The 26,990-nt window shown below is 43.2% G+C and carries 24 protein-coding genes; 16 read left to right on the top strand and 8 right to left on the bottom strand.

Annotation, left to right across the window (positions count from 1 at the left end; translation table 11 throughout):
* The first annotated feature begins 4 nt into the window (after positions 1-4).
* The 3 genes from C0V77_RS09285 (at position 5) to C0V77_RS09275 (ending at position 3,747) form a co-directional block, all read left to right on the top strand.
* Positions 5-1,717 carry a GMC oxidoreductase gene (locus C0V77_RS09285; RefSeq protein ID WP_101726083.1) on the top strand — a complete coding sequence of 571 codons (1,713 nt, stop codon included), beginning with the start codon at positions 5-7 and terminating at the stop codon, positions 1,715-1,717.
* A gap of 38 nt (positions 1,718-1,755) precedes the next feature.
* Positions 1,756-2,823 carry a glycoside hydrolase family 2 TIM barrel-domain containing protein gene (locus tag C0V77_RS09280; protein WP_101726082.1) on the top strand — a complete coding sequence of 356 codons (1,068 nt, stop codon included), beginning with the start codon at positions 1,756-1,758 and terminating at the stop codon, positions 2,821-2,823.
* 597 nt (positions 2,824-3,420) lie between these two features.
* Positions 3,421-3,747 (top strand): LytTR family DNA-binding domain-containing protein, encoded by a 327-nt coding sequence (locus C0V77_RS09275; RefSeq protein WP_101726081.1) that lies wholly within the window; start codon positions 3,421-3,423, stop codon positions 3,745-3,747.
* A gap of 156 nt (positions 3,748-3,903) precedes the next feature.
* Here the strand turns inward: C0V77_RS09275 and C0V77_RS09270 are convergent, their stop codons facing one another.
* The 4 genes from C0V77_RS09270 to C0V77_RS09255 are packed head-to-tail and all read right to left on the bottom strand — an operon-like array spanning position 3,904 to position 7,283.
* Complete coding sequence (locus tag C0V77_RS09270) at positions 3,904-4,545, bottom strand: DedA family protein (protein ID WP_101726080.1); 642 nt, start codon at positions 4,543-4,545, stop codon at positions 3,904-3,906.
* Positions 4,546-4,585: 40 nt separating this feature from the next.
* Entirely contained in the window at positions 4,586-5,038 is a 453-nt protein-coding gene (locus tag C0V77_RS09265; RefSeq protein WP_101726079.1) for a VOC family protein, read from the bottom strand.
* A 36-nt stretch (positions 5,039-5,074) separates the two neighbouring features.
* A complete protein-coding gene (locus C0V77_RS09260) occupies positions 5,075-6,943 on the bottom strand; it encodes an ABC-F family ATP-binding cassette domain-containing protein (protein WP_101726078.1) in 1,869 nt (622 codons plus the stop codon).
* Between the two features lie 46 nt (positions 6,944-6,989).
* Entirely contained in the window at positions 6,990-7,283 is a 294-nt protein-coding gene (locus C0V77_RS09255; protein WP_101726077.1) for a hypothetical protein, read from the bottom strand.
* A gap of 83 nt (positions 7,284-7,366) precedes the next feature.
* Here C0V77_RS09255 and C0V77_RS09250 point away from each other — a divergent pair, with 83 nt between their 5' ends.
* Together C0V77_RS09250 and C0V77_RS09245 are read left to right on the top strand one after the other, a co-directional pair.
* Positions 7,367-9,304 (top strand): LTA synthase family protein, encoded by a 1,938-nt coding sequence (locus C0V77_RS09250; RefSeq protein ID WP_101726076.1) that lies wholly within the window; start codon positions 7,367-7,369, stop codon positions 9,302-9,304.
* Positions 9,305-9,504: 200 nt separating this feature from the next.
* Entirely contained in the window at positions 9,505-10,062 is a 558-nt protein-coding gene (locus C0V77_RS09245) for a porin family protein (protein ID WP_101726075.1), read from the top strand.
* An 82-nt stretch (positions 10,063-10,144) separates the two neighbouring features.
* Here the strand turns inward: C0V77_RS09245 and hemJ are convergent, their stop codons facing one another.
* Complete coding sequence (gene hemJ / locus C0V77_RS09240; RefSeq protein ID WP_101726074.1) at positions 10,145-10,690, bottom strand: protoporphyrinogen oxidase HemJ; 546 nt, start codon at positions 10,688-10,690, stop codon at positions 10,145-10,147.
* A gap of 91 nt (positions 10,691-10,781) precedes the next feature.
* Between hemJ and C0V77_RS09235 the strand changes: the two genes are divergently transcribed.
* The 8 genes from C0V77_RS09235 to C0V77_RS09200 all read left to right on the top strand — a co-directional run bounded on the left by C0V77_RS09235 (position 10,782) and on the right by C0V77_RS09200 (position 18,467).
* A complete protein-coding gene (locus tag C0V77_RS09235) occupies positions 10,782-12,656 on the top strand; it encodes an OmpA family protein (RefSeq protein ID WP_101726073.1) in 1,875 nt (624 codons plus the stop codon).
* A gap of 118 nt (positions 12,657-12,774) precedes the next feature.
* A complete protein-coding gene (gene trxB, locus C0V77_RS09230) occupies positions 12,775-13,716 on the top strand; it encodes a thioredoxin-disulfide reductase (protein ID WP_101726072.1) in 942 nt (313 codons plus the stop codon).
* A gap of 89 nt (positions 13,717-13,805) precedes the next feature.
* The gene (locus tag C0V77_RS09225; RefSeq protein WP_101726071.1) at positions 13,806-14,924 is read left to right on the top strand and encodes a M23 family metallopeptidase; all 1,119 of its coding nucleotides are present in this window, start codon (positions 13,806-13,808) and stop codon (positions 14,922-14,924) included.
* A 252-nt stretch (positions 14,925-15,176) separates the two neighbouring features.
* Positions 15,177-15,896, top strand: coding sequence for a bacillithiol biosynthesis deacetylase BshB1 (gene bshB1 / locus C0V77_RS09220; protein ID WP_101726070.1), 720 nt, complete (start codon positions 15,177-15,179; stop codon positions 15,894-15,896).
* Positions 15,897-15,929: 33 nt separating this feature from the next.
* Positions 15,930-16,784, top strand: coding sequence for a hypothetical protein (locus tag C0V77_RS09215; RefSeq protein ID WP_101726069.1), 855 nt, complete (start codon positions 15,930-15,932; stop codon positions 16,782-16,784).
* A gap of 152 nt (positions 16,785-16,936) precedes the next feature.
* Positions 16,937-17,416 (top strand): RDD family protein, encoded by a 480-nt coding sequence (locus C0V77_RS09210; RefSeq protein WP_101726068.1) that lies wholly within the window; start codon positions 16,937-16,939, stop codon positions 17,414-17,416.
* Positions 17,417-17,587: 171 nt separating this feature from the next.
* Positions 17,588-18,067: an RDD family protein gene (locus C0V77_RS09205; protein WP_101726067.1), complete on the top strand. Its 480-nt coding sequence runs from the start codon at positions 17,588-17,590 to the stop codon at positions 18,065-18,067.
* A 4-nt stretch (positions 18,068-18,071) separates the two neighbouring features.
* Entirely contained in the window at positions 18,072-18,467 is a 396-nt protein-coding gene (locus C0V77_RS09200; RefSeq protein WP_143706039.1) for a DUF2752 domain-containing protein, read from the top strand.
* Between the two features lie 350 nt (positions 18,468-18,817).
* Here C0V77_RS09200 and C0V77_RS09195 read toward each other — a convergent pair whose 3' ends face one another.
* The 3 genes from C0V77_RS09195 to C0V77_RS09185 form a co-directional block, all read right to left on the bottom strand.
* Entirely contained in the window at positions 18,818-21,091 is a 2,274-nt protein-coding gene (locus C0V77_RS09195) for an NADP-dependent malic enzyme (RefSeq protein ID WP_101726065.1), read from the bottom strand.
* Between the two features lie 130 nt (positions 21,092-21,221).
* On the bottom strand, positions 21,222-22,535 hold the full coding sequence (locus C0V77_RS09190) for a cation:dicarboxylate symporter family transporter (protein ID WP_101726064.1): 1,314 nt from the start codon (positions 22,533-22,535) through the stop codon (positions 21,222-21,224).
* The gene (locus C0V77_RS09185) at positions 22,535-23,026 is read right to left on the bottom strand and encodes a DUF4440 domain-containing protein (protein ID WP_101726063.1); all 492 of its coding nucleotides are present in this window, start codon (positions 23,024-23,026) and stop codon (positions 22,535-22,537) included. The genes C0V77_RS09190 and C0V77_RS09185 overlap by 1 nt, the downstream gene beginning before the upstream one ends.
* 264 nt (positions 23,027-23,290) lie before the next feature.
* Here C0V77_RS09185 and C0V77_RS09180 point away from each other — a divergent pair, with 264 nt between their 5' ends.
* The 3 genes from C0V77_RS09180 to C0V77_RS09170 all read left to right on the top strand — a co-directional run bounded on the left by C0V77_RS09180 (position 23,291) and on the right by C0V77_RS09170 (position 26,975).
* Complete coding sequence (locus tag C0V77_RS09180; protein ID WP_101726062.1) at positions 23,291-25,117, top strand: ABC transporter ATP-binding protein; 1,827 nt, start codon at positions 23,291-23,293, stop codon at positions 25,115-25,117.
* Between the two features lie 113 nt (positions 25,118-25,230).
* Positions 25,231-26,313: an AAA family ATPase gene (locus C0V77_RS09175; protein WP_101726061.1), complete on the top strand. Its 1,083-nt coding sequence runs from the start codon at positions 25,231-25,233 to the stop codon at positions 26,311-26,313.
* 5 nt (positions 26,314-26,318) lie between these two features.
* Complete coding sequence (locus C0V77_RS09170; protein WP_101726060.1) at positions 26,319-26,975, top strand: DUF4276 family protein; 657 nt, start codon at positions 26,319-26,321, stop codon at positions 26,973-26,975.
* Positions 26,976-26,990: the final 15 nt, after the last annotated feature.

The following is a 26,990-nucleotide window of genomic DNA, read 5'->3' as shown; positions in this document are numbered from 1 at the left end:
CCGGATGTCTAATCTGATAATTGACAGTATAAAAGAACGCACATTTGATGCCATTGTGATTGGCTCTGGTATGAGTGGCGGCTGGGCCGCCAAAGACCTTACCGAGAAAGGTCTGAAAACACTGGTACTTGAGCGCGGGCGTAATATTGAGCACATCAAAGATTATCCCACTACACTTAAAAATCCCTGGGAGTTTGAGCATCTGGGTCAGGTGCCCAATCATATAAAGGAAGAATACAAAATACCTAGCAGACATTATATTTTTGGTGAAAGCACCCTGCATTTTCTGGTAAAAGACAAAGAGCAGGAGTATATTCAGGACCAACCCTTCGATTGGATGCGCGCCTACCAGGTAGGAGGGCGCTCTTTATTATGGGCAAGGCAAACCCAGCGCTGGAGCGACTTTGATTTTGAAGGCCCTGCCCGTGACGGTTACGCCGTAGACTGGCCCATCAGATATGCCGACATTGCACCCTGGTATAGTAAGGTTGAAAAATTTGCCGGTATAACCGGTAATCGTGACGGCGTACCCACACTGCCCGACGGGGAGTTTCTGACACCGCACGAAATGAGCTGTGTTGAAAAACACTTTAAACAGCAAATGGCAAAGCATTATAAAGACCGGTACGTTATCATTGGTCGTGCGGCGCATCTTACCCAGCCCAAAGCCATACATTACCAGCAGGGTAGAGCGCAATGCCAGAACCGCGTAATATGTGAGCGCGGCTGCCCTTATGGTGGCTATTTCAGCAGTGTGTCTGCTACTATTCCCTGGGCAATGCGTACGGGTAAACTCACACTTCGCCCGCATTCGGTTGTACACTCAATTATCTACGATAACAAAAAGCAGAAAGCCACCGGGGTAAGAATCATTGACGCCAACACGCGCGAAATGATTGAATACTACGCAAAAATTATTTTTGTAAATGCCTCAACAGTTAATTCAAACCTGATATTGCTCAACTCGGTATCAGACCGGTTCCCGAACGGGCTGGGTAATGACAACGGCCTGTTGGGTAAATACATGGCGTTTCATAGTTTCAGAGGCCGTATCACAGCCGAATATGACGGCCTGCTTGATTCAACCACCGACGGCAAGCGCCCCAACAGCAGCTATGTACTACGTTTTAGAAACGTATATAAGCAGGAAACCGACTTCATACGCGGTTATGCAGCGGGTTTCAGCACTTCAAGAGGGTATGCGCCGGATACCAGCGGGGTAGGAGAAGACTTAAAAAACAGCCTGATGAAGCCTCAATGGGGGCTATGGCAGGTAAACTCGCACATGATGGGCGAAACCATACCTAAAGAAGCCAGCCGTGTCTGGCTGGATAAAGACCTGAAAGACAAGTACGGGATTCCGCAGCTGCATGTATCTGTTGAATATGACAACAATGACGAAAAGATGCTGAAAGATTTCTGGGAACAGTATTCTGAAATGTACAGCAAGGCCGGCTTCAGTAATATTCAGGTGCATGACACCAAACGTAACCCCGGCAGCGAAAACCACGAAATGGGCGGCGTGCGCATGGGCAAAGACCCGAAGACATCTATGCTGAACAAGTGGAACCAGATGCATAACTGCAAAAATGTGTTTGTTACTGATGGCGCCTGTATGCCGTCAACGTCTACTCAGAACCCGTCGCTTACCTATATGGCGCTTACTGCCCGCGCGGTAGACTACGCCGTTAAAGAAATGAAAGCCCAACGGTTATAATCTGTAAACAATCTATTCTTCCATAAATTAACTATTGTATGAAAAAAGGCTTATTACCGCTATTATTTTTTATCTCTTTTATGGCTTCCGCCCAGCGGTGGTCGGTTGAAAAAGCCAATGCCTGGTACAGCAAACAGCCCCTTTTTGTAGGTGCCAATTATATTCCGGCCACTGCTATTAATGAACTGGAAATGTGGCAGGCCGATACTTTTGACCCCGCCACTATAGACAAAGAATTGGGCTGGGCCGAAGGCCTGGGTATGAATATCATGCGCGTTTTTTTGCACAATATTCCTTATGAAACCGATAAAGAAGGGTTTATCAGCCGCATCAATCAGTTTTTAGCCATTGCAGACAAGCACCACATCAAAATTATGTTTGTTTTGTTTGACTCCTGCTGGAACGATAACCCCAAAGCAGGCAAACAAATGGAACCTGTGGTGGGCAAGCATAACTCTGGCTGGGTAAGAATACCCGGCACAAAAATGCTGTTTGATTCAAGAACCTGGGGTAGCCTTGAGGCCTACACCAAAGGTATTATTGGTACTTTTGCTAATGATAAACGCGTAATAGTTTGGGATATGTTCAACGAACCCAGTAACTCAGGTTATAATGACGCCGTTATGCCGTTGTTGCGTAAATCGTTCGAATGGGCAAGAGCCGCTAAGCCATCGCAGCCCATAACGGCAGGCTGGTGGACAGACCACCCCATGAGCAACGATTTTATGTTGGGTAATTCAGACATCATAACTTTTCATAACTACAAAGACCCGAAAAACCTGGAAGATCAGATAAAAGAATTGCAGGCCAAATACAAAAGGCCGGTTATTTGTACCGAATACATGGCCCGCAAACACAAAAGCACTTTTGAAACCTGCCTGCCTGTATTTGAAAAATACAAAGTTGGCGCTATTAACTGGGGGCTGGTAATGGGTAAATCAAACACCATTTACGCGTGGGACGAGCCAATGCCGCAGGGTGGCGAACCTGCCTTGTGGTTCCATGATATTTTCAGGCCTGATGGCTCTGTTTATAAGCAAAGCGAGGTAGAGGCCATTAAAGCAACTACCCAAAAGGCAGCCAAAGCAATAAAAAACGCTCAATAACTGTAATTGGCCTTGTTTGCGAGCTAAGTCAATTATTTGCTTAGAAAGTCAGGTTTTTTATACTTAGAAACCTCATAGCCAATAAAAAATAAAAGTTAAGACAAGCAGCCCTGTCTGGTATAGTAAATTAAAAACTATAACGGGCAGGGCATTTTGTTTGGCAGAAACCTTTCTAATCATAACCACTAGTAGATGTATGATAAATACAGTCATAATCTTCAAATTAGCACCAATTCAAGATGATTGGATTTGAATAGATAACCCCCCTTTGAAACTGAATCCCTACCGGATGCCCAATTTCCTTTTTGCAGGCATTGGTAGCTTAAATGCCCTGATTTTAATGCACTATGCGTATTAATAAAAAATTTGTTTACGGTTTGCCTGGCATGAGAAGAATCTGCCGCACATCTACTGTCCGGACAGTAGATGAGTCATTAAAAATACTGTAAAAATGGTATTTCTAAAGGGAAGAAAACGCTGGAAATTTGAAGTAATGAAACGGGGTGGTTAAGGCCATATTTTAAACCTTTTTCTTTTGCTGAAACTGGCATGCGGTGACTTTAAAAATACTTAAAAGAACCCAAAAGACCGTAAAACATGCTGAAGGATTTTAAAAGCTATTCGCAGGATATTGTATATCTGAAGGCGGATATTAATTACACCGAATTTTATATGGTAGACGGCAAAAAAATTTTATCGACGTCTACGCTGAAACACCATGAAGCTGACGAGCGTTTGAAAGATTTTCTACGTGTAAGTAAATCATATCTGGTCAACAAACTGTACATTGGTCAGTACAGGGCGCACCATAAAGATGTGAGAATATACCTTACTAATGGCTACGAAATAAAAGTAGCCCGGCGTAGGAGTGTAGCCATAAAAAGAATACTCCAGAATGTACCCCGTGTTAATTTTGGGGCTTGAAGTGCCTTAGAATGAACACAAAAAAGTGCGGGCAACTTAAATAGAATGTCCGCACAATTAAAAATCAAAAGTCCCTCAAAACGACTAGCTGTGAATAAACCGGCAAAATGTTGCCACAATTTTATGAACTGTTGCCTGGCCGGGGCAACAGTTTTTTTATTCTTTAGTCTCTGTCATTTCTTTTCTGGCGTTTAAGTAGCCACGCACAACAGTAAAAGTGGTAATGGCCAGAAAGAAAATAATTATGTATTCTACGTAGTTGACAATACCCGGAAATTTCTCTCCAAAATAAAAGCCTCCGCCTACCAGCGTAAGAGTCCAGATAGCCCCACCTATAATATTAAAAATGGTAAACTTGTAAAACTTCATTTTTACAATACCAGCCAGAATCGGCGAGAATGTGCGCACCACAGGCAGAAAGCGTGCAATGATAAGGGTCTGGCTACCATATTTATTAAAGTACTTACGGGTGCTTTCAATATGTTTTTTCTTGAAAAACAGCGAATCTGGCCTGGCCTGAATCCGGTCTCCGAAATACCAGCCCGAGAAATACCCTACAAAAGAGCCTAAAACTGCCGCCAGAAAAATGCAGGTAAGTAACAACGGAAGCGGCACTTCAAGCGTTCGGGTACCACAAAAGACGCCCGAAAGAAACAACAGGTAGTCGCCCGGTAAAAAGAATCCGAAGAAAAAACCGTTTTCAATAAAGATTATCATGGTTATTGCTACCAGGCCACCCGTTCGGATTAACTCTTCCGAATCCATCAAATACTTAAACCATTCATTTATCTGCTCCATCAGAAATTCTTTTTGGTTGTACTAAATCGTTAGTGGATATTTATTGTGCCTTTGGCTCGTTCAGTTCAATAACGTAGCCGTCGGGGTCTGTAATATAAATCTGAAAAGCGCCGTCGAATCGTTGCTGCCGGTGATACGGCACCCCTTTTTCTTTCAGATATGCCTCAATGCTGTCGGCAGATTTGGCCGGAATAGTCCATGAAAAATGCCCTCCGTTTTTATCGTTATTGGTAACAGGTTCGTTTCTGCCTAATAATAAGTGTAGCTCTTGCCCCGGTGCAATCTGAAACCACCGGCGGATAGCCACCAGGTTGTCTGGCACGCCTAAAGGTTGCAGACCTATTATTTCGCGGTAAAATTTAGCGCTGGCCTGCAGGTCTTTTACATACAAACCCACGTGGTTGTATTGCTGCACCGGTATACCCTTTGCCTGCCCGAAACTGCCAAACGAAACGCCTAAGCAAAGAACAAGAATAAATTTGGAAAAATTCATAGGTAATAATTATATAATGGTTGAATAATGCTTCTTTCAGGCCAGTTCTGATAGCTCGAGCCAGCGCATTTCTTTTTCGGCAATGGTTTCGTTTATATTCTCAAATTCTTTGGCCCATTGTGCCAGTTGCTCATGAGACCCACCACCCGAATTCATGTTTTCAAGCAATTGAACTTTGGTATGCTCCAGTTTTTCTAATTCTTTTTCAAGCCCTTCATATTCTTTCTGTTCTTTGTAGCTCAGTTTGCGCTTTACTTCAGGTTTGGGTGCGGCAGTAGGGGTGGCCTGAGTTTTAGATGCCGCTGCGCCTTCGGTTTCCGGCTCAGGTTGTTCTTCTTTCCAGTTGCGGTAGTCGGTATAATTACCGGGAAAATCGCGAATGTACCCCTTGCCTTCAAAAACAAAAAGGTGTTCTACTATTTTATCCATAAAGTAGCGGTCGTGCGATACCACCAGCAAACAACCCCCGAAATTCATAAGAAAATCTTCCAGCACATTCAGTGTCGATATGTCCAGGTCGTTCGTTGGCTCATCCAGAATCAGAAAATTCGGGTTCTGCACCAGTATTTTCAGCAATTGCAGGCGTCTTTTTTCGCCGCCGCTCAGTTTATGCACAAAGCTGTATTGCATAGCAGGCGGAAACAGAAACAAGGTAAGAAAATTAGAGATTGAAAGCTCGGTGCCATCGGCCATTTTTACATATTCGGCAATCTCACGTACTACGTCAATAACGCGCTGGTCGTCTTTAAAATCAAGCCCTTCCTGCGAGTAATAACCAATTTTTATGGTTTCACCTTTTACAACCCGCCCCATATCGGGCTTTATTTTCTCGGTAATTATTTCCAGCAGGGTAGTTTTACCCATACCGTTTTTGCCTACAATGCCTATTCTGTCGCCTCTTTTAAAGGTGTAAGAAAACTCCTCAATTACCTTATGGGTATCAAATGCTTTGCTCACATGGTTTATCTCAATAATCTTGCTACCCATGCGCTCCATTTTCATGCTCAGTTCCAGTTTTTCTTCCGGCCCTTTCTTAACTGTCTTGTCTTTCAGGTCATAGAAAGCATCAATTCGGCTCTGCGACTTCGTACCCCTTGCCTTGGGCTGGCGGCGCATCCATTCCAGTTCTTTGCGCAGCAAATTCCGGTAATTTTTCTGAGTAGCTGCATTAACGGCTTCCTGTGCTTCTTTTTTTTCAAGGTAATAATTGTAATTACCCGTATATTTATAAATCTGGTTGTCGGCAAGCTCAAGTATCCGGTTACTCACCTTGTCCAGAAAATAACGGTCGTGCGTTACCAGCAACAATGTAATATTTGATGACGACAGATAGCCCTCCAGCCATTCAATGGTGTCCAGGTCAAGGTGGTTGGTAGGCTCATCCAGAATCAGAAAATCAGGTTCCTCAATCAGCACTCGTGCCAGCGCCACGCGTTTTTGTTGCCCACCAGACAAATTGCCAATCAGCTTGTCAAAATCTGTAATACCCAGCTTGGCCAGAATCTGCTTTACTTTTACCTCGTAGTCCCAGGCTTTCAGGGTATCTACCTTTTCTATGGCATCGGCCAGCCGTTTATCATCATGCAGGTTGAGTGCCAGCTCATATTCTTTAATGGCCGCCGTTAGTGCGTTTTGAGAAGCAAAAATGGTTTCAAGCACTGTTTTGCCTGCGGGTAAGTCGGGGCTTTGGTCAAGATACCCGGTTCTTATGTCTTTTCTGATGCTTATTTGCCCGGCATCTATGTCGGTTTTGCCTACAATCATATCCAGCAGAGACGATTTCCCCGAGCCATTGGCTCCAATCAAAGCCACTCTTTCGCCTTGCAGAATCCCAAATGTCAGATTCCTGAACAGCCAGCGTTCTCCTAAATTTCTGCCGATGTTTTCAGCCGATAAATAATTCATAATCTTTTAAATCCCCTCGTTTTCGGTTGTGATGGCAAAAGTACATTTATTTTTTGGTTAATCTCTCTGCCAGTAATTCCCATTCGGCTTCCAGCGACACCGCAGGCATACTTTCGCCAGCCCGCCGATACCAGTAATTGGCGTTCCACTGGTCGCCTTCCTTGCGATGCAGGTAAGCGTGCAGGCGGTCGTAATCGCGGGTGCCTTCTTTGCTTTGGGCCACATTATGGGCGGCCTCCCAGTTGCTGTTATAGTCGTACCAGAGCGCTTTTAACAACGGAGATATACCTTCCGGAACTTTTGTTGCCGAAAGTGTGCTTTTAAATGTCTGAAGGTCCATAAATGTTTCTTTAGCCGGTTTTGATTTGGTTGGTAATACAGAAATAAAAAACCGGTATTTTTGCTCAAATTTACAAAACCACTATGAATTTTTTACATTTAATTGTCTGGTTCAAGCGATTGGCCTGGCTGCTGGTTATTTACACTATTTTAAGAGTACTATTTGTAGTTTTTAATCTGTATGCTTTTCAGAATCTTGGCTTTGGCGCCATCGGAGAATCTTTTCTGGTTGGCCTGCCGTTTGACTTGTCGGCTATTTTTATCAGCAACTCATTGCTAACCCTGTGTTCGCTCTTGCCTTTCAGGTTTGTAGATACGCCCAGGTATCAGGTCTTTTTAAAATACCTTTACTGGATACCCAACATCGTTTTTTTCTGGATAAATATTGCCGACTTTGAATATTACAAATTCATTGGCCGCCGCACTATTTTTGATGTTTTTGGAATCATCCGCGACATCGGCCAGCAGGCTTTTAACCTCATGGGCGCTTACTGGTATCTGTTGCTTATCTGGGGTGTTGTCAGCTATCTGTTTATAAAAGGTACCCCAACAACCGCCCGCATCAATATGGTAAGGGTATATGCCGAAAACGACGTCATATTCAGAAACAAGTACGTAAAAGTGGCTGTCTGGGTGCTTACACTGGGTATCAGCATTATTGTTTTCAGAGGTGGGTTTCAGGAGAAACCCCTGCGGATAAACCAGGCTTTCAGCCAGCATAATAACCGTCTGGGCAACCTGGCACTCAACACCACCTTTACGTTTCTGACCACCATTGACGCCAAAGGAACTGAAAAGGTAAACTTTTTTAACGAAACCGAAAAACAGCTTGCTGGCAGAATACAACGCGCCAGAGGGTTTAATATAGATGCCGCCAATATTGGCGGCCGGCCTCAGCAGAATGTGGTGGTGATTATTCTTGAGAGTTTCGCCCGCGAATACATGGGCTACAAAAACGGGTACAAGGGCTACACGCCGTTTCTTGACTCACTGGCTACCGGGGGTGTTTTTTATGAAAACTGCTTTGCCAACGGGCGCGAGTCAATCATTGCCATGCCTGCCATTACATCAGCTATTCCGCAGCTCATTGACGAACCATTCATTACCACGTCTTATCAGTCGAACAATTTTTATGGATTAGGTAATATGCTTGAAAAAGCCAATTACAGCTCTTCTTTTTTTCATGCAGCCCGAAACGGCTCAATGGGTTTTGAGGGTTTCTCTCAACAGGCGGGGTTTGGCAGATACTGTGGTATGGACCAATACCCGGCGCAATTGTTGAAACGTGACTTTGATAACAACTGGGGTATTTTTGATGAACCCTACCTGCAATACTTTGCCGGTGAGTTATCTAAAGAAACCAAACCATTTGTGAGCTGTGTGTTTACTATCAGTTCGCACCACCCATATACCATTCCGGCACAATATACGGGCAGGTTTCCGAAAGGAACTGCCGACGTACACGAAAGCATCGGATACACCGATTACGCACTTCGCCGTTTTTTTGAAACCGCCGCTAAGCAGCCCTGGTATAAGAACACCTTATTTATTATTACCGCCGACCACACCCAGATGAACACCGAACCTGCTTATGCGTCGGCACTTGGCGAATACCGTGTTCCTTTAATTCTTTTTCATCCCGACCAGCAACAGTTAAACGGTTTGCGCAGGGTGGCCAGGCCAGGCAAGGTATGCCAGCATACAGACATTATGCCAACCATATTAGACTACCTGCACCTGGAGCAGGCAGGTGTGTTACCTTTTGGCGAATCTGTTTTTGCGCCCACGCAGGGTATGGCGCTTCATTATAATTCGCAGGTGGCTCGTCTGGTTACAAAAATTGACAATAAAAATCTGGTTTATTTTGAGATGTCTGCCGACGACAAAGTCAAGGCATTTGATGCCCGCAACCAGCAGGAAGTTAAAATCAAAAACGGCCAAGTTTATGCCGATAAACTAAAGGCTTTTATACAGTTTTATCGTAACGGCCTTATTGAAAACAGCTGGCTGTTTACTGATTAAGTATGTTTTGTAGAAATATTTCTACGTTTTTGTCTTTTCTCTTACGGTCTGTGCGGGGTTAACAGCTTATAAATGAAGAGATAGTGTAAATTCATCTGCTGGTGGAATACCCTTTTTAATGGTTAAAACAAATATGAATAAACCATTAAAATTTACTTGTCATGAAAACCAGATTGTTTTAATTAGGTGCTTTACTTACCATGTCTTTTACGGGCTTTGCTCAAACAACCTTATCATGGGGGCCAAAGGTGGGTGTAAACTTTACAACGTATAACCCTAAAGTTGAAACTTTTGATATGTTAACCGGGGTTAACGCCGGCCTGTTTCTGAATTATGCCAAAAATCATTGGGGAGTAATGGCCGAGGCCGCTTACTCGCAATTGGGTACAAAAGTAAACAACGGCTCGAATCTTGAGCGCCTGCACTACATACAGGTGCCGGTATCAGGGGTATATTATTTTGGTGAATACGGCGACGCCGTTCGCCCTAAGTTGTTTATCGGGCCGTATCTGGGCTTCCTTGCCTCTGCTACCGATAACAATGGTAAAAAACTTTCGAACGGTATGGACGTGCGCAATGAGGTAGATTTCGGCGGACAGGTAGGTGCAGGTTTCAATTTCCGCATTAAAAACCAGGTATGGCTTAATACAGACGTACGCTATATGCATGGATTTACTGACGTAACCAAAGAGCCATCAACCACTTTCCGTAATACTGGCGTGGCCATTAATGTAGGTGTCAGTTTCCCGATTAAATAAAAGACATTGTCAAATAAACAGAGGCCTCTCAATCTTTTAAAGGGTTGAGAGGCCTCTGTTTATTTCATATTTTCAATAAACTTCAAACTTTCCCTTCCCGGTGCTTCTTGTAGGCCTTTACCGCCACAAACAGCAAAACCCCAAAGGCCAGCACGCCCCCAAACAGATATAAAAAATTAAGCAGGTTTTTTACTACGGCCAGCAATACAATAGCTACCAGAAACAGCGTAGGCAGCTCATTTAACAAGCGGTATTGAAAAGAGTTGAAAACCATATATTTTTCGCCCTTTTCTAAGCGCTCAACGGTTTTTTTACAAAAAATGTGGTAGCCTGTCAGCAATACCAGCAGTGTAAGTTTTACGTGCAACCAGCTTTGTTGTAAAAAATACGGCGAGTTAATGAGCATCAGGATACCGAACGTCCAGGTGAGCATCATGGCCGGGTTGCAAATAATTTTATAGGCTCTTTTTTGTAACTGTATGTATTCCTGCTTGAAAGCCTCGCGCAGATGTTCGGGCTTCTGTTCGGCCTCTGCGTAATAAACAAACATACGCACCAGATAAAACAGCCCGGCAAACCACGACACAAAACCTATAATATGTATTGATTTAAGATATAAATGAAGCATTCTGTTAAATTTAACCGTAAATAGTCAGGTAATTTTTAGCCCTCAAAAATAAGCAACAAAACCATACGTTTATGTATAAAACTGTTTTAAAATGAATCGGTGGATTTTACTGTTGTTTTTTTGTGGCTTCACTGAAACGCTGTCGGCACAAAGTCAGGAGGCAAAAGAATGGTTCGACAAAGGACTTAAGAGCTACACAGCCAGAAAAACTGACGAGGCCGCAACGGCCTTTCTGAAAGCCACAGAAAAAGACTCCACCTATGCCGATGCCTGGTTTAAGCTGGGGCAAATCAATGAAGTAGCCAGAAAAGAGGCACTTGCACTGCAATATTATACAAAAGCCATTCATTTTAAACCTGACAACCCCGCCTTCAGGCAAGCACATACCTACATAGGCACGCGGGCCTTGCGCAGCGGCGATTACGAAAAAGCACGCACTTTGCTCGAATTTGCCCTTAAAAATACGCCATCCGGCAGCCTGATAATAAAACAGCTAAACCGCCAGCTTGAAACCTGCCAGTTTGCACTTGCTGCCAAAAGCAAAAAAATCAACATCAAAACTGCAGATATGGGCAATGTAGTCAATTTCAGCAGTAATCAGTATTTTCCGGTACTGACGGCCGATAACGAAACCCTCATTTTTACGGCCAGGTCTGAATCCGGCGACGAAAATCTGTATTTTTCTACGCTGGCCAACAACCAATGGAGCAAGCCGCAAAGTATATCGGCCCGTATCAATACCGCTGCCAATGAGGGTACGTGCAGTATATCTGCCGACGGCCGCACGCTGGTTTTTACCAGCTGCGATGCCCGAGACAGTTTCGGAAGCTGTGATTTATATATAGCAAGAAAAACCGGCAACGACTGGAGCACCCCTGAAAACATGGGCATGAGCATTAACACCCGCGAGTGGGAGTCTCAGCCCAGCCTGTCAAATGACGGCACCGTTTTGTTTTTTTCGTCGCGCAGGCAAGGCGGATTTGGTGAAAAAGATATCTGGATGAGCGAATTTATGAATAATCAGTGGACACCCGCCGTCAATCTGGGAGCTCTGGTTAATACAGCCAGAGACGAGGTGTCGCCGTTTATACATGCCAACGGGCATACCTTGTTTTTTGCTTCAGATGGCCACATAGGCATGGGAGGCTTTGACCTGTACCTTACCGAACGAAAAGCCAATGGTTTCACCCATCCCGAAAACCTGGGGTATCCGCTCAATAATCATCTTGACCAGGCCGCTTTATTTATTGCCTCCGACGGCAAAAAAGGCTATTATTCTACCGACAACCAGCGGTCTACGCGTTTGGTTGAGTTTGAAATACCCGACGAACTAAGCCGTAAATTCAGCAGGGTAAATTATGTAAAAGGGATTGTGCAGGATGCCACCACCGAAAAAACCATTGATGCCGATATTGAACTGATAGATTTAAAAACCAACAGCCTTGTAAACCGCCTAAAAGCTGACAAACAAACGGGCGATTTCACGGCCGTGCTACCCAATGGCAGCCATTTTGGTTTGTTTGTAAGCAGGCCTGGCTATTTCAGCAAAAGCCTTTCGTTCGATTTCTCGGAGAAAACAGAGGCAGACGGTAAACAAATTACGATAATGCTTGTGCCTGTCAGAAAAGCAGTAAATATAGTGCTGAACAACCTGTTTTTTGATTCGGGCAAGGCCACATTAAAGCCCGAGTCTTTTGCCGAACTGAATAAATTGCTGCAGCTGCTGCAACAGAACGCCGGTCTGATGGTTGAGATTTCCGGGCATACCGATAACATAGGAAAAGACTCAGACAACCAGGCGCTTTCAGAAAAAAGAGCTATGGCAGTGGTGGCATATCTTACGGCACAAGGGGTAGCCGCCACCAGGCTGAAAGCAGTAGGCTACGGCGAAGCAAGGCCGCTGATGCCTAATGATACCGATGAAAACCGCCGCCAGAACCGCCGTATTGAAATGAAAATTCTCTAAACTTGCCTATCACACCAAATTTGATGAACTTTGTGCCTTTCAATCAATGTTCATGTATCAGCGGCTGAAATGGCTGCTGAAAAAATACTAAGTTTTACAATTCACGATTAACAATAGAATGGCACAAGAACAAGTAGAAGTGTTGATTTTAGGTTCGGGGCCTGCTGGTTATACAGCCGCAATTTATGCAGCCAGAGCAGGTCTGAAACCGGTTATGTATCAGGGTGGTCAGCCGGGAGGTCAACTAACCATTACCACAGATGTTGAAAATTTCCCCGGGTATCCTGATGGCATTATGGGCCCTGAAATGATGGAAGATTTTAAAAAACAGGCAGAGCGCTTCGGAACCGACAACCGCTGGGGTATGGCTACCAAAGTAGATTTCTCAACGCCGCTGGCACATAAAGTTATTATTGACGACACACACGAAATTGTGGCTAAAACCGTTATTATTGCAACGGGCGCTTCAGCCAAATGGCTGGGGTTGGAGTCTGAGCAACGCCTGAACGGCTACGGGGTTTCGGCCTGTGCCGTGTGCGACGGTTTCTTTTTCAGAGGCCAGACAGTGGCCATAGTAGGGGGTGGAGACACCGCCTGCGAGGAAGCACACTACTTATCAAAACTTTGTAAAAAAGTGTACATGCTGGTGCGTAAGGGCGAGTTCAGAGCCTCGGTAATTATGCAGAAGCGTGTTGAAAATACAGCTAACATTGAAATTCTGTATCATACAGAAACCCTTGAAGTTTTAGGAACTGACGGCGTAACCGGGGTGAGAATTAAAAATGCCCAGACACAGGTAGAATCAGTACTGGATGTAACCGGTTTCTTCGTGGCCATTGGCCATCAGCCTAATACGCAAATTTTTGACGGTTTTCTGAATATGGATGAAGCCGGATATATTGAAACAATTAAAGGCAGTGCCAGAACCAACATTGAAGGTGTTTTTGCCTGTGGCGATGCGCAAGACAAAATCTACCGTCAGGCGGTAACGGCAGCCGGTTCAGGATGTATGGCAGCCCTTGATGCCGAGCGATATTTGGCCGAGAAAGATTTGCATTAAAAATCAGAAATGCCTAATATTGTTCTTGCATACAGGCCGGGTTTCAAAGCCCGGCCTGTATGATAGGGCTACCTAAAATTTACTCCCAAATGAAGAAGGCATTTTTTACCCTACCCACTTTACTGTTATTTGCTGTTGCTAGCTTCGGCCAGTCGCGTGAGCGGGGCGTTAAAATCAACAAACCCAATATTCCTTCATCTCAGAAGGATGCCAAAAGCAAAAATCAGAGTAAAAATCAGAAACAGGACGACGAGTTTAGCTTTGAGGAAGAACCTAAGCTGCGCTTTATTAATGAGTTTCAGGCCTCAAAAAACGAGAAGGCCTCAAACCTGAAAATTGAGCCTATCAAAGAGCTGAACACCGCCGTGCATGAAGATACATCAAGCATTGATGAAGGTGAAGTGCAGATTGTTGAAATTGAAGAGGTAGCCAAATTTGCCGGCAGCGACGACATGGTAAGTATTGCCAGCTATTTTTCTGTCTGGAACACCAACGTAATAGACCCTTATGGCATTGATGCCAAAGACTACGAAGAAGTAGTGCCTATCCAACTGTATGATATTGCACAGGGCAGATACTGGGCCGGGCCTATGAGCAAGGGTATTACCAATTCGCAATTTGGCTGGCGCTGGCGCCGTTGGCACACTGGTATAGATCTTGACCTGGATACAGGGGAGCCTATTTATGCGGCATTTGATGGCATTATTCGGGTGGCTGGTTACCATAGTGGTTATGGCAGGTGTGTGGTTGTGCGCCACTATAATGGCCTTGAAACCCTCTACGGACACTTGTCTAAAATTAATTTTGAACCCAATACAGTTGTAAAAGCAGGCGACGAAATTGGCAAGGGTGGAAGTACCGGCCGTAGTTCAGGGCCGCATTTGCATTTCGAAACACGATATGAGGGTAATCCCTTCGACCCCAAAAATATCTTTACCTTCAATCCTGAGAAAATTGATATTAACTCGGCAGAGTTTGTTTTAACCTCTCGTGTGTACGACTACTTGAGAGGTGGAGCCAGCAAAGGCGACTTTGAATTTGAAGAGCCGCAAGAGGTAACACGCAAAGCATGGGTACGGGTGCGCCCCGGCGATACCCTGTCTGAAATAGCCGGCCGTAACCATACTACCATCAGCAACCTAACACGCCTGAACCGCATCACAACCCGAACCAAACTAAGAGTTGGTTACAGACTAAGAATAAGATAAGGCATCAAAACATAGAATTTGCAGCGGCGTGAAACTATTTGCGCCGCTTTTTTTTTATATCTATGTGTATCCTGAACTGACATTACCCTGCTTGCACTGATGTTTTGCCAGATTGATTTCAATAATTTTATGTTTTTTGTATCACCGGATTATTAATTTAACAGCATCAAATCAATCATTCACTCAGCCACTGTGGCAGACTAGCCAGTAAAAGTTCAAGAACAAATCACTAAATGATAAAAATACTACCTGATGAAATTAGATATACTTGTAATGGCTGCGCACCCTGATGACGCAGAGATGTCATGCGCTGGCACAATGGCGGCAGCCATTGCCAAAGGCAAAAAAGTGGGTATCGTAGATTTTACCCGTGGCGAACTGGGCACCCGTGGCACACCTGAAATACGGGCGGCAGAATCGGCAGCAGCATCTGCAATATTGAAAATATCAGCACGTGAAAACCTGGGTTTCAGAGACGGTTTCTATAAAAATGACGAAGAACACCAAATGAAGCTGATATCGGTTATCCGTAAATACCAACCTGATATTGTGCTGGCCAACGCCGTTGAAGACCGCCACCCCGACCACGGCAAAGGCGCGGCTCTGGCATTAGATGCCTGCTTTTTGTCGGGCCTGCGTATGATACAAACTACCGATGCCACCGGCAATCTACAGGCTGCCTGGCGGCCCAAGCACTTGTATAACTATATTCAGGACCGCCACATAAAGCCCGATTTTGTGGTTGATATTTCTGATTACTGGGATATCAAAGAGGCGTCAATCCGTGCGTATAAAAGCCAGTTTTATGACCCCAACAGCACCGAGCCGGAATCATACCTCACCAGCCCTGAGTTTTTTGAGTTTCTGAAGGCGCGTTCGCAGGAAATGGGGCATCCTATCGGTGCCAGGTTCGGTGAGGGTTTTACAAGAACCAGAATGCTGGGCGTGAAGGATTTATTTGATTTAATCTGATAATAGCCCTACTTTCGTGGCAAATTTGTGTTTATGATTCACTTCCTATTGTCGGTTCAGCAAAAAGCCGGTTTGTTTTTTAGCAGTGTAGTATCTGTTTTTAAAGTGCTGTTTATGTCTGATTTCACCCTGAAAACAGATAAAACCACAGCCACCCGCTGCGGTATATTGGGCAATGGGCCGTCGCTTACAACAACACTTGAGCAAGACACCCGGTTTTTGCAGCAGCTAGACCTCTTTGCCGTTAATCTGTTTTCGGTAACAGAACAGTATAAACAACTGAAGCCGGCCAATTATTTGTTGCTCGACTGGGCGTTTATGAACCCCGACCACTGGCATGGCCGCACCGGTTTAAGAGGCATTGTAGACAACACTACCTGGCCGCTTAATTTGTACATACCCAAAAGAATGTGGAAGTCGGCCTATTTCAGAAGTCAGGTGGCCGAAAACCCGAATATCAAACCTATACCTTATAATTATACCATTGCCACAGGCTATAAGTGGCTGGTGCATGGTTTATTTAAGCGCGGCCTGGCCATGCCCCAATGCCAGAACGTGCTGGTAGCAGCGCTATATTATGCACTTAATAAAGGGTATCAGGAGATTTACCTCTTTGGTGCCGACCACTCCTGGCATGAGGCCATCAGGCTCGACGAAAACAATAACCTCCTGGTAAGCGACACCCACTTTTATGGTAATGAAGATTATTCCATTGGCGCCCGCGAAACATCATACATGAGCCAACAGTTTTTTTCGCTTCATAAAGCTTTTTATGGTTATGAGGTACTGGCACGCTATGCCAACGCATTGGGTGTAAAAGTTTTCAATGCCAGCGCCAGAAGCTACGTTGATGTTTTCAGAAAAATAAAGGTAAAAGATATAGCCTGATAAAACCGAAAGATTTTAAGCCCCGGAAATTTGATTTCCGGGTTTTTTGTTTATTTTTGAAGCATTGAAAAACTGTGACTACCCCATACTCAGGCATCTTTTATGTGAATCTGTTACAGATTATTGAATCTAAACACTAACCTGCCGTTTCAATGCAAAATGTTAAATTAGCCAGTCTGGGCAAGCGTTTGGTTGCCCATCTTATTGACCGCCTCATCATGTTTGTTTTTTTCATTGTGCTGGTTTTCTCCGCCATTATGTTCTTTGGTATGCTGGCTCCATTAAAAAAAGACTATGACAACTACTCAGAGAGCATCAACTCGCCATTGGATATCCTTTTTGCTTTTGGTATTTTAGGTTTGGTTGGTGTTATTTTATTGCTTCCGTTTATTTATGACGCCGTTCTTACGGCTTCCTCTTATCAGGCTACTTTTGGCAAGCGTATCATGCGCATCAAAGTAATCAGAGAAGACGGCGGCAGAGTTAACTTCGGCGACTCGTTTTTAAGGGCTATTGTAAAGTATATTACCGCAACCATGTGTTATTTACTGATGATGGTTTGTATGTTCGATAAAAACCAGCAAAACCTGCACGACAGGGCAGTTAGAACACTGGTTATAGAGGATGAATGATAAACAAGATTCTATTCTCTGCTACCTGAAAATAGAATTTTGCAGCGAATACGTAAAATATAAAATTATATCTTTAGGTTTGGTTGTGGCCAACGGTTAGCTCAATGAAACCACAGTACCCCGGATTCCGGCTTTTAATAGTACTTATCTGAACTATAAATCTTTTTTACTATGAAAAACGTACAGTTTGCGGGCTTTGGCAAACGTCTGGTAGCGTATTTGCTGGATGGCTTCATACTCGGTATGGGTCTGTTTTTGCTGCTCATCCCCTTTGGTGGAATATTTGCCTTTTTAGGCTTTAACGGCAGTTTTTATAACAGCGAGGATATATCGCCCGACGAAATTGCTTCTCTGGCAGTTGCCGGTATCAGCATATTTGGTATTATTTTGCTGGCCTTAATTGCGCCTATAATTTATGATACCCTCTTTACTGCTTCTTCTAAACAGGGCACACCGGGCATGCAGATAATGCGTATTAAAGTAGTAAAAGAGAATGGCCAGCCGCTTACCATGGGCGACGCCTTTATCAGGGCCCTGGTGAAATTTGTTACGGGGCAGTTTTGCGGTTTGCTGTTTCTGATTTGTTTATTTAATAAAGAAGAACAAAACCTGCACGACCTGGCCGCCCGTACTTTTGTAGTTGAAAGTTAAAAATATGGGTTCTTCAACAGTTAAAGTATTGTTGGTGGTATTGGCACTGGCCGTTACCACCTATTATTTTTTCTTTCCTTCCATAAATTTCCTGCCAGACTTCCAGTGTCTTTTTCACCGGGTAACTGGTTTATATTGCCTGGGTTGTGGCGGGCAACGGGCATTTCATGCCTTGTTGCACGGCCATTTTGCTGTAGCCGCACAAAATAACCTGCTTGTTTTTTTAGTTGTGCCATTGGTTGGCCTAAAATTTCTGGAAGAAATAACCGGCAGAAAAACCTTTCCGTTGTTTTTCTACTCATGCAGGTTTTTATTGCCTTTAGTGGTGTTTGTAATAGTTTTTACAGTTCTCAGAAATATCCCCATTCCCCCTTTTCATTATCTGGCTCCTGCTGAATAATTTTCTTTTTACCGCTGAGTTGCACTGAGTTAAGGCACGGAGTTTCACTGAGTAAGTGAATCGCAGAAAAAGAGATAACAGCTAAAATTACCAACCTTAAAACATCATTTTCTGTCTGAGCAAGATTAAAAATCGGGAAATGTATTTATGGAAGAAGCAAAAAAACTTCAGATTTTTATTGGCGGACGGCTAGTCTGCGAGTTTAAATGATGAGGGTTTTTGGTTACTTTTTCCGCAAAAAGTAACAACAGAGGAATAAAAAATTCAATAGAGTATAATTGATGAGGACCATCAATAAAAAAAAGTTGTTACCAGTAAAGATAACAACTTTTCGTATCAAAAATAACTTACTACTTCGCATCAACAACGGCAATAGCCACCATATTCACAATCTCTCGTACAGAGCTACCCAACTGCAACACGTGAACCGGTTTTTTCATACCTAAAAGAATCGGCCCGATTTTCTCGATGTTCGCAATTTCTTTTACCAGGTTATAAGCAATGTTGGAAGCCGAAAGATTCGGGAAAATAAGTGTGTTAGCACCACCCTCAACCAGGTCGCAGAAAGGATGATTCTCTCTCAGTAAGTCCAGGTCAAACGGTAAGTGGGCCTGCATTTCGCCATCTACTATCATAGTCGGGTGCTTTTCTTTCAGAATAGACACCGCCTTCTGCATTTTGGCTGCATCTTCGCCGTCGGCACTGCCAAAGTTAGAGTACGTGAGCAAAGCAATACGGGGTTTAATATTAAACTTCTCTACCTCTTTAGCGGCCAGTTCGGTAATCTCTACAATCTCATCAGTAGTCGGGTTGAAGTTGACAGTGGTATCAGCCAGGAACAACGGACCAAAACGGCTCATCAGAATATACATACCTGATACTTTCTTTAAGCCTTCCTGGCGACCCACAATCTGCAATGCCGGACGAATTGTCTCAGGATAATTACGCGTCATACCCCCAATCATGGCTTCGGCTTCGCCGGTTTCTACCATCATGGCACCGTAGTAATTGCGGTTTAGCATAACCATTGTGGCTTCAAACTTATTAAACCCTTTGCGTTTGCGTTTTTCGTAGAATAACTCACCGAATTTCTTAAGGTTTGGCTCCTGCTTGGCAGCGCGCGGGTCTATGATTTCAACCCCGGCAATATCAATGTGGTTTTCTAATACCAGCTGATTAATCCGGTTTTCGTTACCTAGCAAAATAGGTATGGCAATGTTTTCATCTATTACCTGCTGGGCTGCTTTCAGTACCGTCAGGTTTTCTGCATCAGCAAAAACCACACGTTTTTTCGGATTCTGTTTAGCTTTTGTGATAATCACCTTGGTAAGTGTGTTATCCTGCCCTAAACGTTTCGATAATTGGGTATCGTAGGCCTCCCAGTCACTAATCGGAAACTTGGCCACGCCGGTATCCATAGCCGCTTTGGCAACTGCCGGTGCAACCGTCGTAAGCAGGCGGGGGTCAACTGGTTTTGGTATAATATACTTTTTGCCAAAAATCAGGTTGTTTTCGCCATAAGCCATATTTACAATATCCGGCACAGGCTTTTTGGCCAGGTCTGCCAGGGCATGTACGGCCGCCAGCTTCATTTCTTCATTAATGATTTTCGAGCGTACGTCCAGCGCACCTCTGAATATATATGGGAAACCCAGCACATTATTTACCTGATTGGGGTAGTCTGACCGCCCGGTGGCAAAAATAATGTCTTCACGGGCAGCCATGGCCTCTTCATAAGAAATCTCAGGCGTTGGGTTGGCCATAGCAAACACAATACAGTCTTTAGCCATTACCTTCACCATTTCTTGTTTCAGTGTATTACCTTTAGACAAACCAATAAAAACATCTGCGCCGTTCAGGGCTTCTGCCAGTGTGGTTTCAGCAGGCAGGTTATCGTTGGCAAATTCAATCTTTTTGCCATCCAGATTCGTACGGCTGGGGTGAATAAGCCCCTTGCTGTCGAACATGAAAATGTTTTTCTTCTGCGCCCCAAGGCTGTTATACAAACGCGTGCATGAAATGGCCGAAGCCCCCGCGCCATTGATCACAATCTTTACATCTTCAAATTTTTTGTTTACCAGTTCCAGTGCATTTTTTAACGCAGCGGCCGAAATAATGGCTGTGCCGTGCTGGTCATCGTGCATTACCGGAATATTCAGCTCGGCTTTCAGCCGTTCTTCAATTTCAAAACACTCAGGGGCCGAAATGTCTTCCAGGTTCACACCACCAAAAGTGGGTTCAAGAATCTTCACGGTTCTTACAAACTCGTCAACATTTTTGGTGTTCAGTTCTATGTCAAATACATCAATATCGGCATATATTTTAAACAAAAGGCCTTTGCCTTCCATTACGGGTTTTCCGGCTTCCGGCCCAATATCACCCAGCCCTAAAACGGCTGTTCCGTTAGATATTACGGCTACAAGGTTTCCCTTGGCGGTATATTTGTAAACATCTTCCGGATTCTCATAAATAGCCATACATGGTTCGGCCACACCCGGCGAATACGCCAGGGTAAGGTCTCTTTGTGTGGCAGTTTCTTTTGATGGAATCACCTCTATTTTGCCCGGACGCCCCTTGGCGTGGTAATGCAAGGCTTCTTCTTTCAGTGTTTTATTAGAACTCATATTTCGAATAAATTTTGATTCTGGCGGCAAAGGTAAGCAATGTTAATTGTTTGATGGAAAGAAAATCGGGTTTTTAGGCCTGATGCCAGGCTGCCGTTTTTCATTTTGTGGCGGACATAGTGGTTTCTACTCATTTATTGTTGATGTTATCGGTTAATATGTCTTCAAATTTATCGATGTTGCTAAACGCCAGATTCATTTTGTTGCGGTCGAACTCATTTTCATTGTTCGATATCCAAACCGTTGCCACACCATTGCCAATAAAGTTGGTAATGGCGCGGGCTTCTGACATGAACCTGTCTACACCCAGCAGCAGGGCCAGCCCTTCTACCGGAATCACCTTGATGGCCGTCAGGGTAGAGGCCAGCACAATAAAGCCGCTGCCCGTTACACCCGCCGCTCCTTTGGAGGTTACCATCAGGATGCCAATGATGGTCAATATCTGCTGAATATCCAGATGCACATTAAATACTTGCGCTAGGAAGATTACGGCCATTGATAAATAAATAGTTGTGCCGTCAAGGTTAAACGAATACCCTGCCGGAACCACCAGCCCCACCACCGATTTTGAACACCCCATTTTTTCGAGTTTCTCCATCAGCGAAGGCAAGGCAGCTTCTGATGAAGATGTACCCAGCACAATCAGCAGTTCTTCTCTGATATACTTCAGAAACTTCAACAGGCTTATTTTGTAATGGTTTAGTATAAAATACAGCACCACAAATACAAAAATGGCCATGGTGGTATAAACTGTGGCCATCAGCTTGGCCAGCGGAAGCAGCGTTTTAATGCCATACCTGGCAATGGTAAAGGCCATGCCCCCAAATGCCCCGATGGGCGCAAAGAGCATTACCTTATGCAACGCCCAGAAAACTTTTTTTGAAATGGGCGATAAAAAATTAACCACTGCCTGCCTGCCGGAGTAATTGCTCAGCAACACCCCCAGCGCAATGGCAACTACCAGCACCTGCAGGGTTACGTTGTCCCAGAAAAATTTTATCCAGCTGAAATGCTCCGCGCTTTGGGTGTATTTAGAGATATCGCCTCCCTTAATGTTTTCAGTTACCACGCCGTCGCCGGGGCGCAGAATGTTGGCAACAAAAACACCTACAATCAGCGCTATGGTGGTTACTACCTCAAAGTATATCAATGCTTTGGCGCCAACCTTGCCTACTTTTTTCAGGTCGCCCATCGATATAATACCCAACGTAATGGTAAGAAATATAATAGGATTAATGAAGAGTTTTACGGTGCTGATAAAAACACTGCTCATCATTTCGCAGAACGTGGTTTTTATTTCAAATTCAGAAACAAAGAGGTTTATTTTTATGCCTTTTTCAAGAATGGGTTTCAGGGCAAAGCCGGGGTTATAATGGCCCAGTAAAACACCACAGATAATGGCCGTAAGTACCCAGAAAGTAAGGTTGGTAAAAAGTTTTTTCATTAGAGTTGTTTTCCGCTTTGAAACATGGTTTCTGTTATATTTTTTCCTGTGTCGCTATCCAGTATAATTTTCCACTGCCCTTCGGTTTTTCTTAGTACCACTGTAAATTTGCCGTAATAATGATTTACTTTGCCGTCGGCTTCCGTAGACGTTATGCGGTAGTATCCGGTTTCGTAGGCTGTGGTTGCGTTATGGATGCGGTTTTCAAAGCTGAATGCAATACTTTGTTTTCTTTTTTGCTGCTGTTGATATGCATTGCTTTGTTTATTCCCCAGGGCGTATTCCTGATAGGTAAGAATTTTGCCGGCATCAACCGGTACACGCACCAGGTCTTTTGCGTGCAAACGCATCAGGTTGTCGGCATTCATATCCTGATACGCTTGAATAAAAGGAAACCACACCTGCTCGTTGATTTCGGTTTCGGTGGCGTTGCTTTGGGCTTTAGCCGAAGAAAAACAGCACATCAGTATACAACTGACCAGGATTTTCATGAATTTTGATGAAAGTTATTGGCAAATCAGGTTATAAAACAAATGTAAGCATTTTTATTTGATTTAGTGATTTAGTGATTGAGTGAATGAGCGATTGAGTGAATGAGTGATTGCAAGCTGATAAGTTTTAAAATAATCAAAAAATACATTTTGTAGTTTTTTATCATTCATATCGTTAAATTAGAATCACTAAATCAGCAAACGTTGCCCGCTAAATCGCTAAATCACTCATTCACTAAATCACTAAATAGCTAAAGGATATATATGCCAAAAGTACGGAAAGAAGAAGAGAAAATTAATTTTCGGCAAAGACTACAATCGCTCCGCAACCTGCCTGTGTTTGTTAAAGAAGTATATCAAACCTCACCTGCATTAACAGTCGGAAATATTGTACTTCGTGCCATGCGGTCTGTTATTCCGTTGCTGGTGCTATACTTGGGCAAATTGATTATTGATGAGGTTATCGTATTAATAAACACGCATGCTACTGATTATCAACACCTCATTCTAATTATTTTATCAGAATTCGGCCTTGTAATTATTAGTGATATACTGGCAAGGGGCATTACACTTACCGATGGCCTGCTGGGTGATATGTTTGCCAACAAAACTTCAATAAAGCTGATGGAGCACGCCGCTTCGCTAGACCTGGCCCAGTTTGAAGACGCCACCTTTTATGATAAACTGGAAAGAGCCCGCCAACAGGTAAACGGACGAACGGCGCTACTATCGCAGACTTTCACGCAGGCGCAGGATCTGGTAACGATGGGCAGCTTAATGGTGGGGCTGGCGGCTTTTAATCCTTGGCTCATTCTGCTTTTATTGGTGGCGGTTATTCCGGCCTTTATGGGTGAACTGTATTTTAACGCCAAAAGTTATTTTTTACAAAGAGGCTGGACACCCCAGCGACGAACGCTCGATTATTTCAGATACATTGGCGCCAGCGACGACACCGCCAAAGAAATAAAACTCTTTCGTTTGTCTGGCTTTCTGGTCGACAGATACCGCAGCTTGTCGACTCAATATTTTAATGAATCTAAAAAACTCGCTGTCAGCCGCGCGGTATGGGGGGCGCTGTTGGTAACCATAGGCACGGTGGGCTATTTTTCTGCCTATGGCATTATCGTCTTTGATACCATCAAAGGTGCCATTTCGGTTGGTACACTTACTTTTCTTACTGGGTCGTTCAGGCAGTTGCAGTCTTTTCTTGAGAACTTTCTGAGCCGGTTTAATTCTATTTCTCAGGGAGCGCTTTATCTGAATGATTTGTTCGATTTCTATCGTATGGAGCCGCACATTGTGTCGCCGACGAATCCGAGACCTGTTCCGAATCCTATTAAAGATGGTTTTGTTTTTGAGAATGTAGGGTTTAAGTATCCGAGGTCTGACAAATGGGCAAACCGGAATCTGAGTTTTACGCTGCATGTGGGTGAAAAACTGGCACTGGTAGGGGAGAACGGCTCTGGTAAAACTACGTTGGTAAAACTGTTAACCCGCCTGTATGACCCTGACGAGGGTAGAATTTTACTGGATGGATATGATTTAAGAGAATATGATCTGGAAGACCTTCGCCGGCAGATAGGAGTGATATTTCAGGACTTCCAGAAGTTTCAGTTTACGGCCGGTGAAAACATAGCCGTAGGTGATATTGATTCTTTAGAAAACAAGCCCGAACTGCAACGCGCCGCCGGACAAAGTCTGGCAGATGCCGTAATTGAAAAACTACCTTTGCAATATGACCAGCCACTGGGGCGCAGGTTTGCCAAAGGTATTGAATTGTCGGGCGGCGAATGGCAGAAAGTTGCACTGGCCCGCGCCTACTTGCGAGAAGCCAACGTGGTGATACTTGATGAACCCACAGCAGCCCTGGATGCCCGTTCTGAATTTGAGGTTTTCAAACGTTTTGCAGAACTCACCAAGGGCAAAACGGCCGTGCTTATTTCGCACCGCTTCTCAACCGTCCGCATGGCAGACCGCATTCTGGTACTTGATAAAGGCCAGATGCTGGAAATAGGCAGCCATGAAGAATTGTTGGAGAAAAATGGCAGATATGCCGAGCTGTTTTACTTGCAGGCAGAGGGGTACAGGTAGGATATTACACCACCTGTTAATTTAAAGTTGAAGATTGCGCAAGAATGTATGCCAATTTATATATTTGTTAAGATTTGAAACTTGCATGCGAATTTCAAGTAAAAAGAATCAAGATGGAAAAAATAGAAATAAAAGGATACAAATCAATAAAAGAATTATCTCTCCCGCTTCGCCCAATTAATATCTTAATTGGCGCAAATGGGAGTGGAAAAAGTAATTTTCTTTCTTTTTTTGATTTCTTGAAGCATATATATAGGGGAAGCCTGAGAGAGTATGTAGCGCTTAAAGGTATTGACACTTTTTTGCATAAAGGGGATAAGGTAACAAGTGAAATATCAAGTCATTTAGAATTTAAGGGTGCTAAATTTACCAATGGATATTCTTTTACAATAAAAAAAGGAGAGGCTGGTTTTGTTTTTACCAAAGAGGGAATGTGGTATGACAATAATCCTTTTTCAGATAATCCTATAGATATTGCTTCATTAAATGGTGATTCAAAGCTAAGGTTTCAAACAAAACCAAGGGCAACTTATTTAAAAAAGTATTTAGATCAGCTTTTCAAATATCACTTTCATGACACTGGTGAAAGTTCACCATTTAACAAAGAATCTAATATTGATAATGATAAGTTCTTTCTTTACGAAAAGGGGGATAATCTTGCGTCTTTTTTATTTGGAATATATAGCGAAAACAAAATAGTTTACAATAGAATCATAAAGGTTATTCAGTCAATTGCTCCTTATTTTCTTGATTTCTTTTTTAGACCTGAGACAAATGGTAATTTAAAGCTAAGGTGGCAAAGTAAATTTACTTCAACAATTTTTGGCACTAATGATTTGTCAGATGGAACAATAAGGTTTATTGCTTTAACGGTACTTTTCATGCAGCCTAATCTGCCGCAAACAATAATTATTGATGAACCAGAGTTGGGATTACATCCAACTGCCATTGCAAAATTAGCAGGGCTTGTGAAATCTGCTGCTTCTAAAGACTGTCAGGTAATATTGGCAACTCAATCTACTGATTTAATAAGTCATTTTGAGCCGGAAGATATTATTACAGTAGACCAAATAAATGGTGAAAGTATTTTCAAGAGACTAGATTCTGAAACATTGCACTTATGGTTAGAAGATTACACCATTGATGATTTGTGGAAAAGGAATATAATTGAAACAGGCCAACCTAATTTTAGTTAAATCTTATGAAAAGACTAATTATTATTTGCGAAGGCGAAACAGAACAACAATTTTGTCAAACACTTCTTTATCCGCATTTTTATTCAAAAGGGATAATTATTTCCGCCCCAAAAATCAAGCAGTCAAATGGGAGAATTGTTAGTTGGAAGTTTCTAAAAAAGGATATCGAAAATCTTTTAAAATCTGACCCAAAATCTTTAATTACAACATTAATTGATTATTATGGGTTGGAGGCCAGACATAGTTTTCCAAATTGGCAGATTGCTCAGGCTAAAACTGATGTGAGTAAGAGAATACTTGAGTTAGAGAATGGAATGAAAGAGGATATTGAAGAATCATCCAGTAGAAGATTTATCCCTTACATTCAATTGCATGAATTTGAAGGGCTTTTGTTTAATGATATTAATGTCTTTTCCAATTTTTTTAACGATGAAGAAATAGTTGGAAAAGAAGAATTGAAAAATGTGTTTATCAAGTATGAAAACCCAGAAATGATAAATAATCATTTTGAAACGGCTCCATCAAATCGTTTGAAAAGAATCATAAAAGGATATGATAAGACTTTATACGGGAGTATGTTAGCTGAATATATTGGGCTTGAAAATTTAAGGCGAAAAGCACCACGATTTAATGCATGGATTACTACTTTAGAAAATCTTTAAACAATTTTTTGATAA

The organism is Emticicia sp. TH156 (assembly GCF_002855535.1).
Classification (GTDB): domain Bacteria; phylum Bacteroidota; class Bacteroidia; order Cytophagales; family Spirosomataceae; genus Emticicia; species Emticicia fluvialis.
This window is presented reverse-complemented; position numbering and strand designations above follow the sequence as displayed.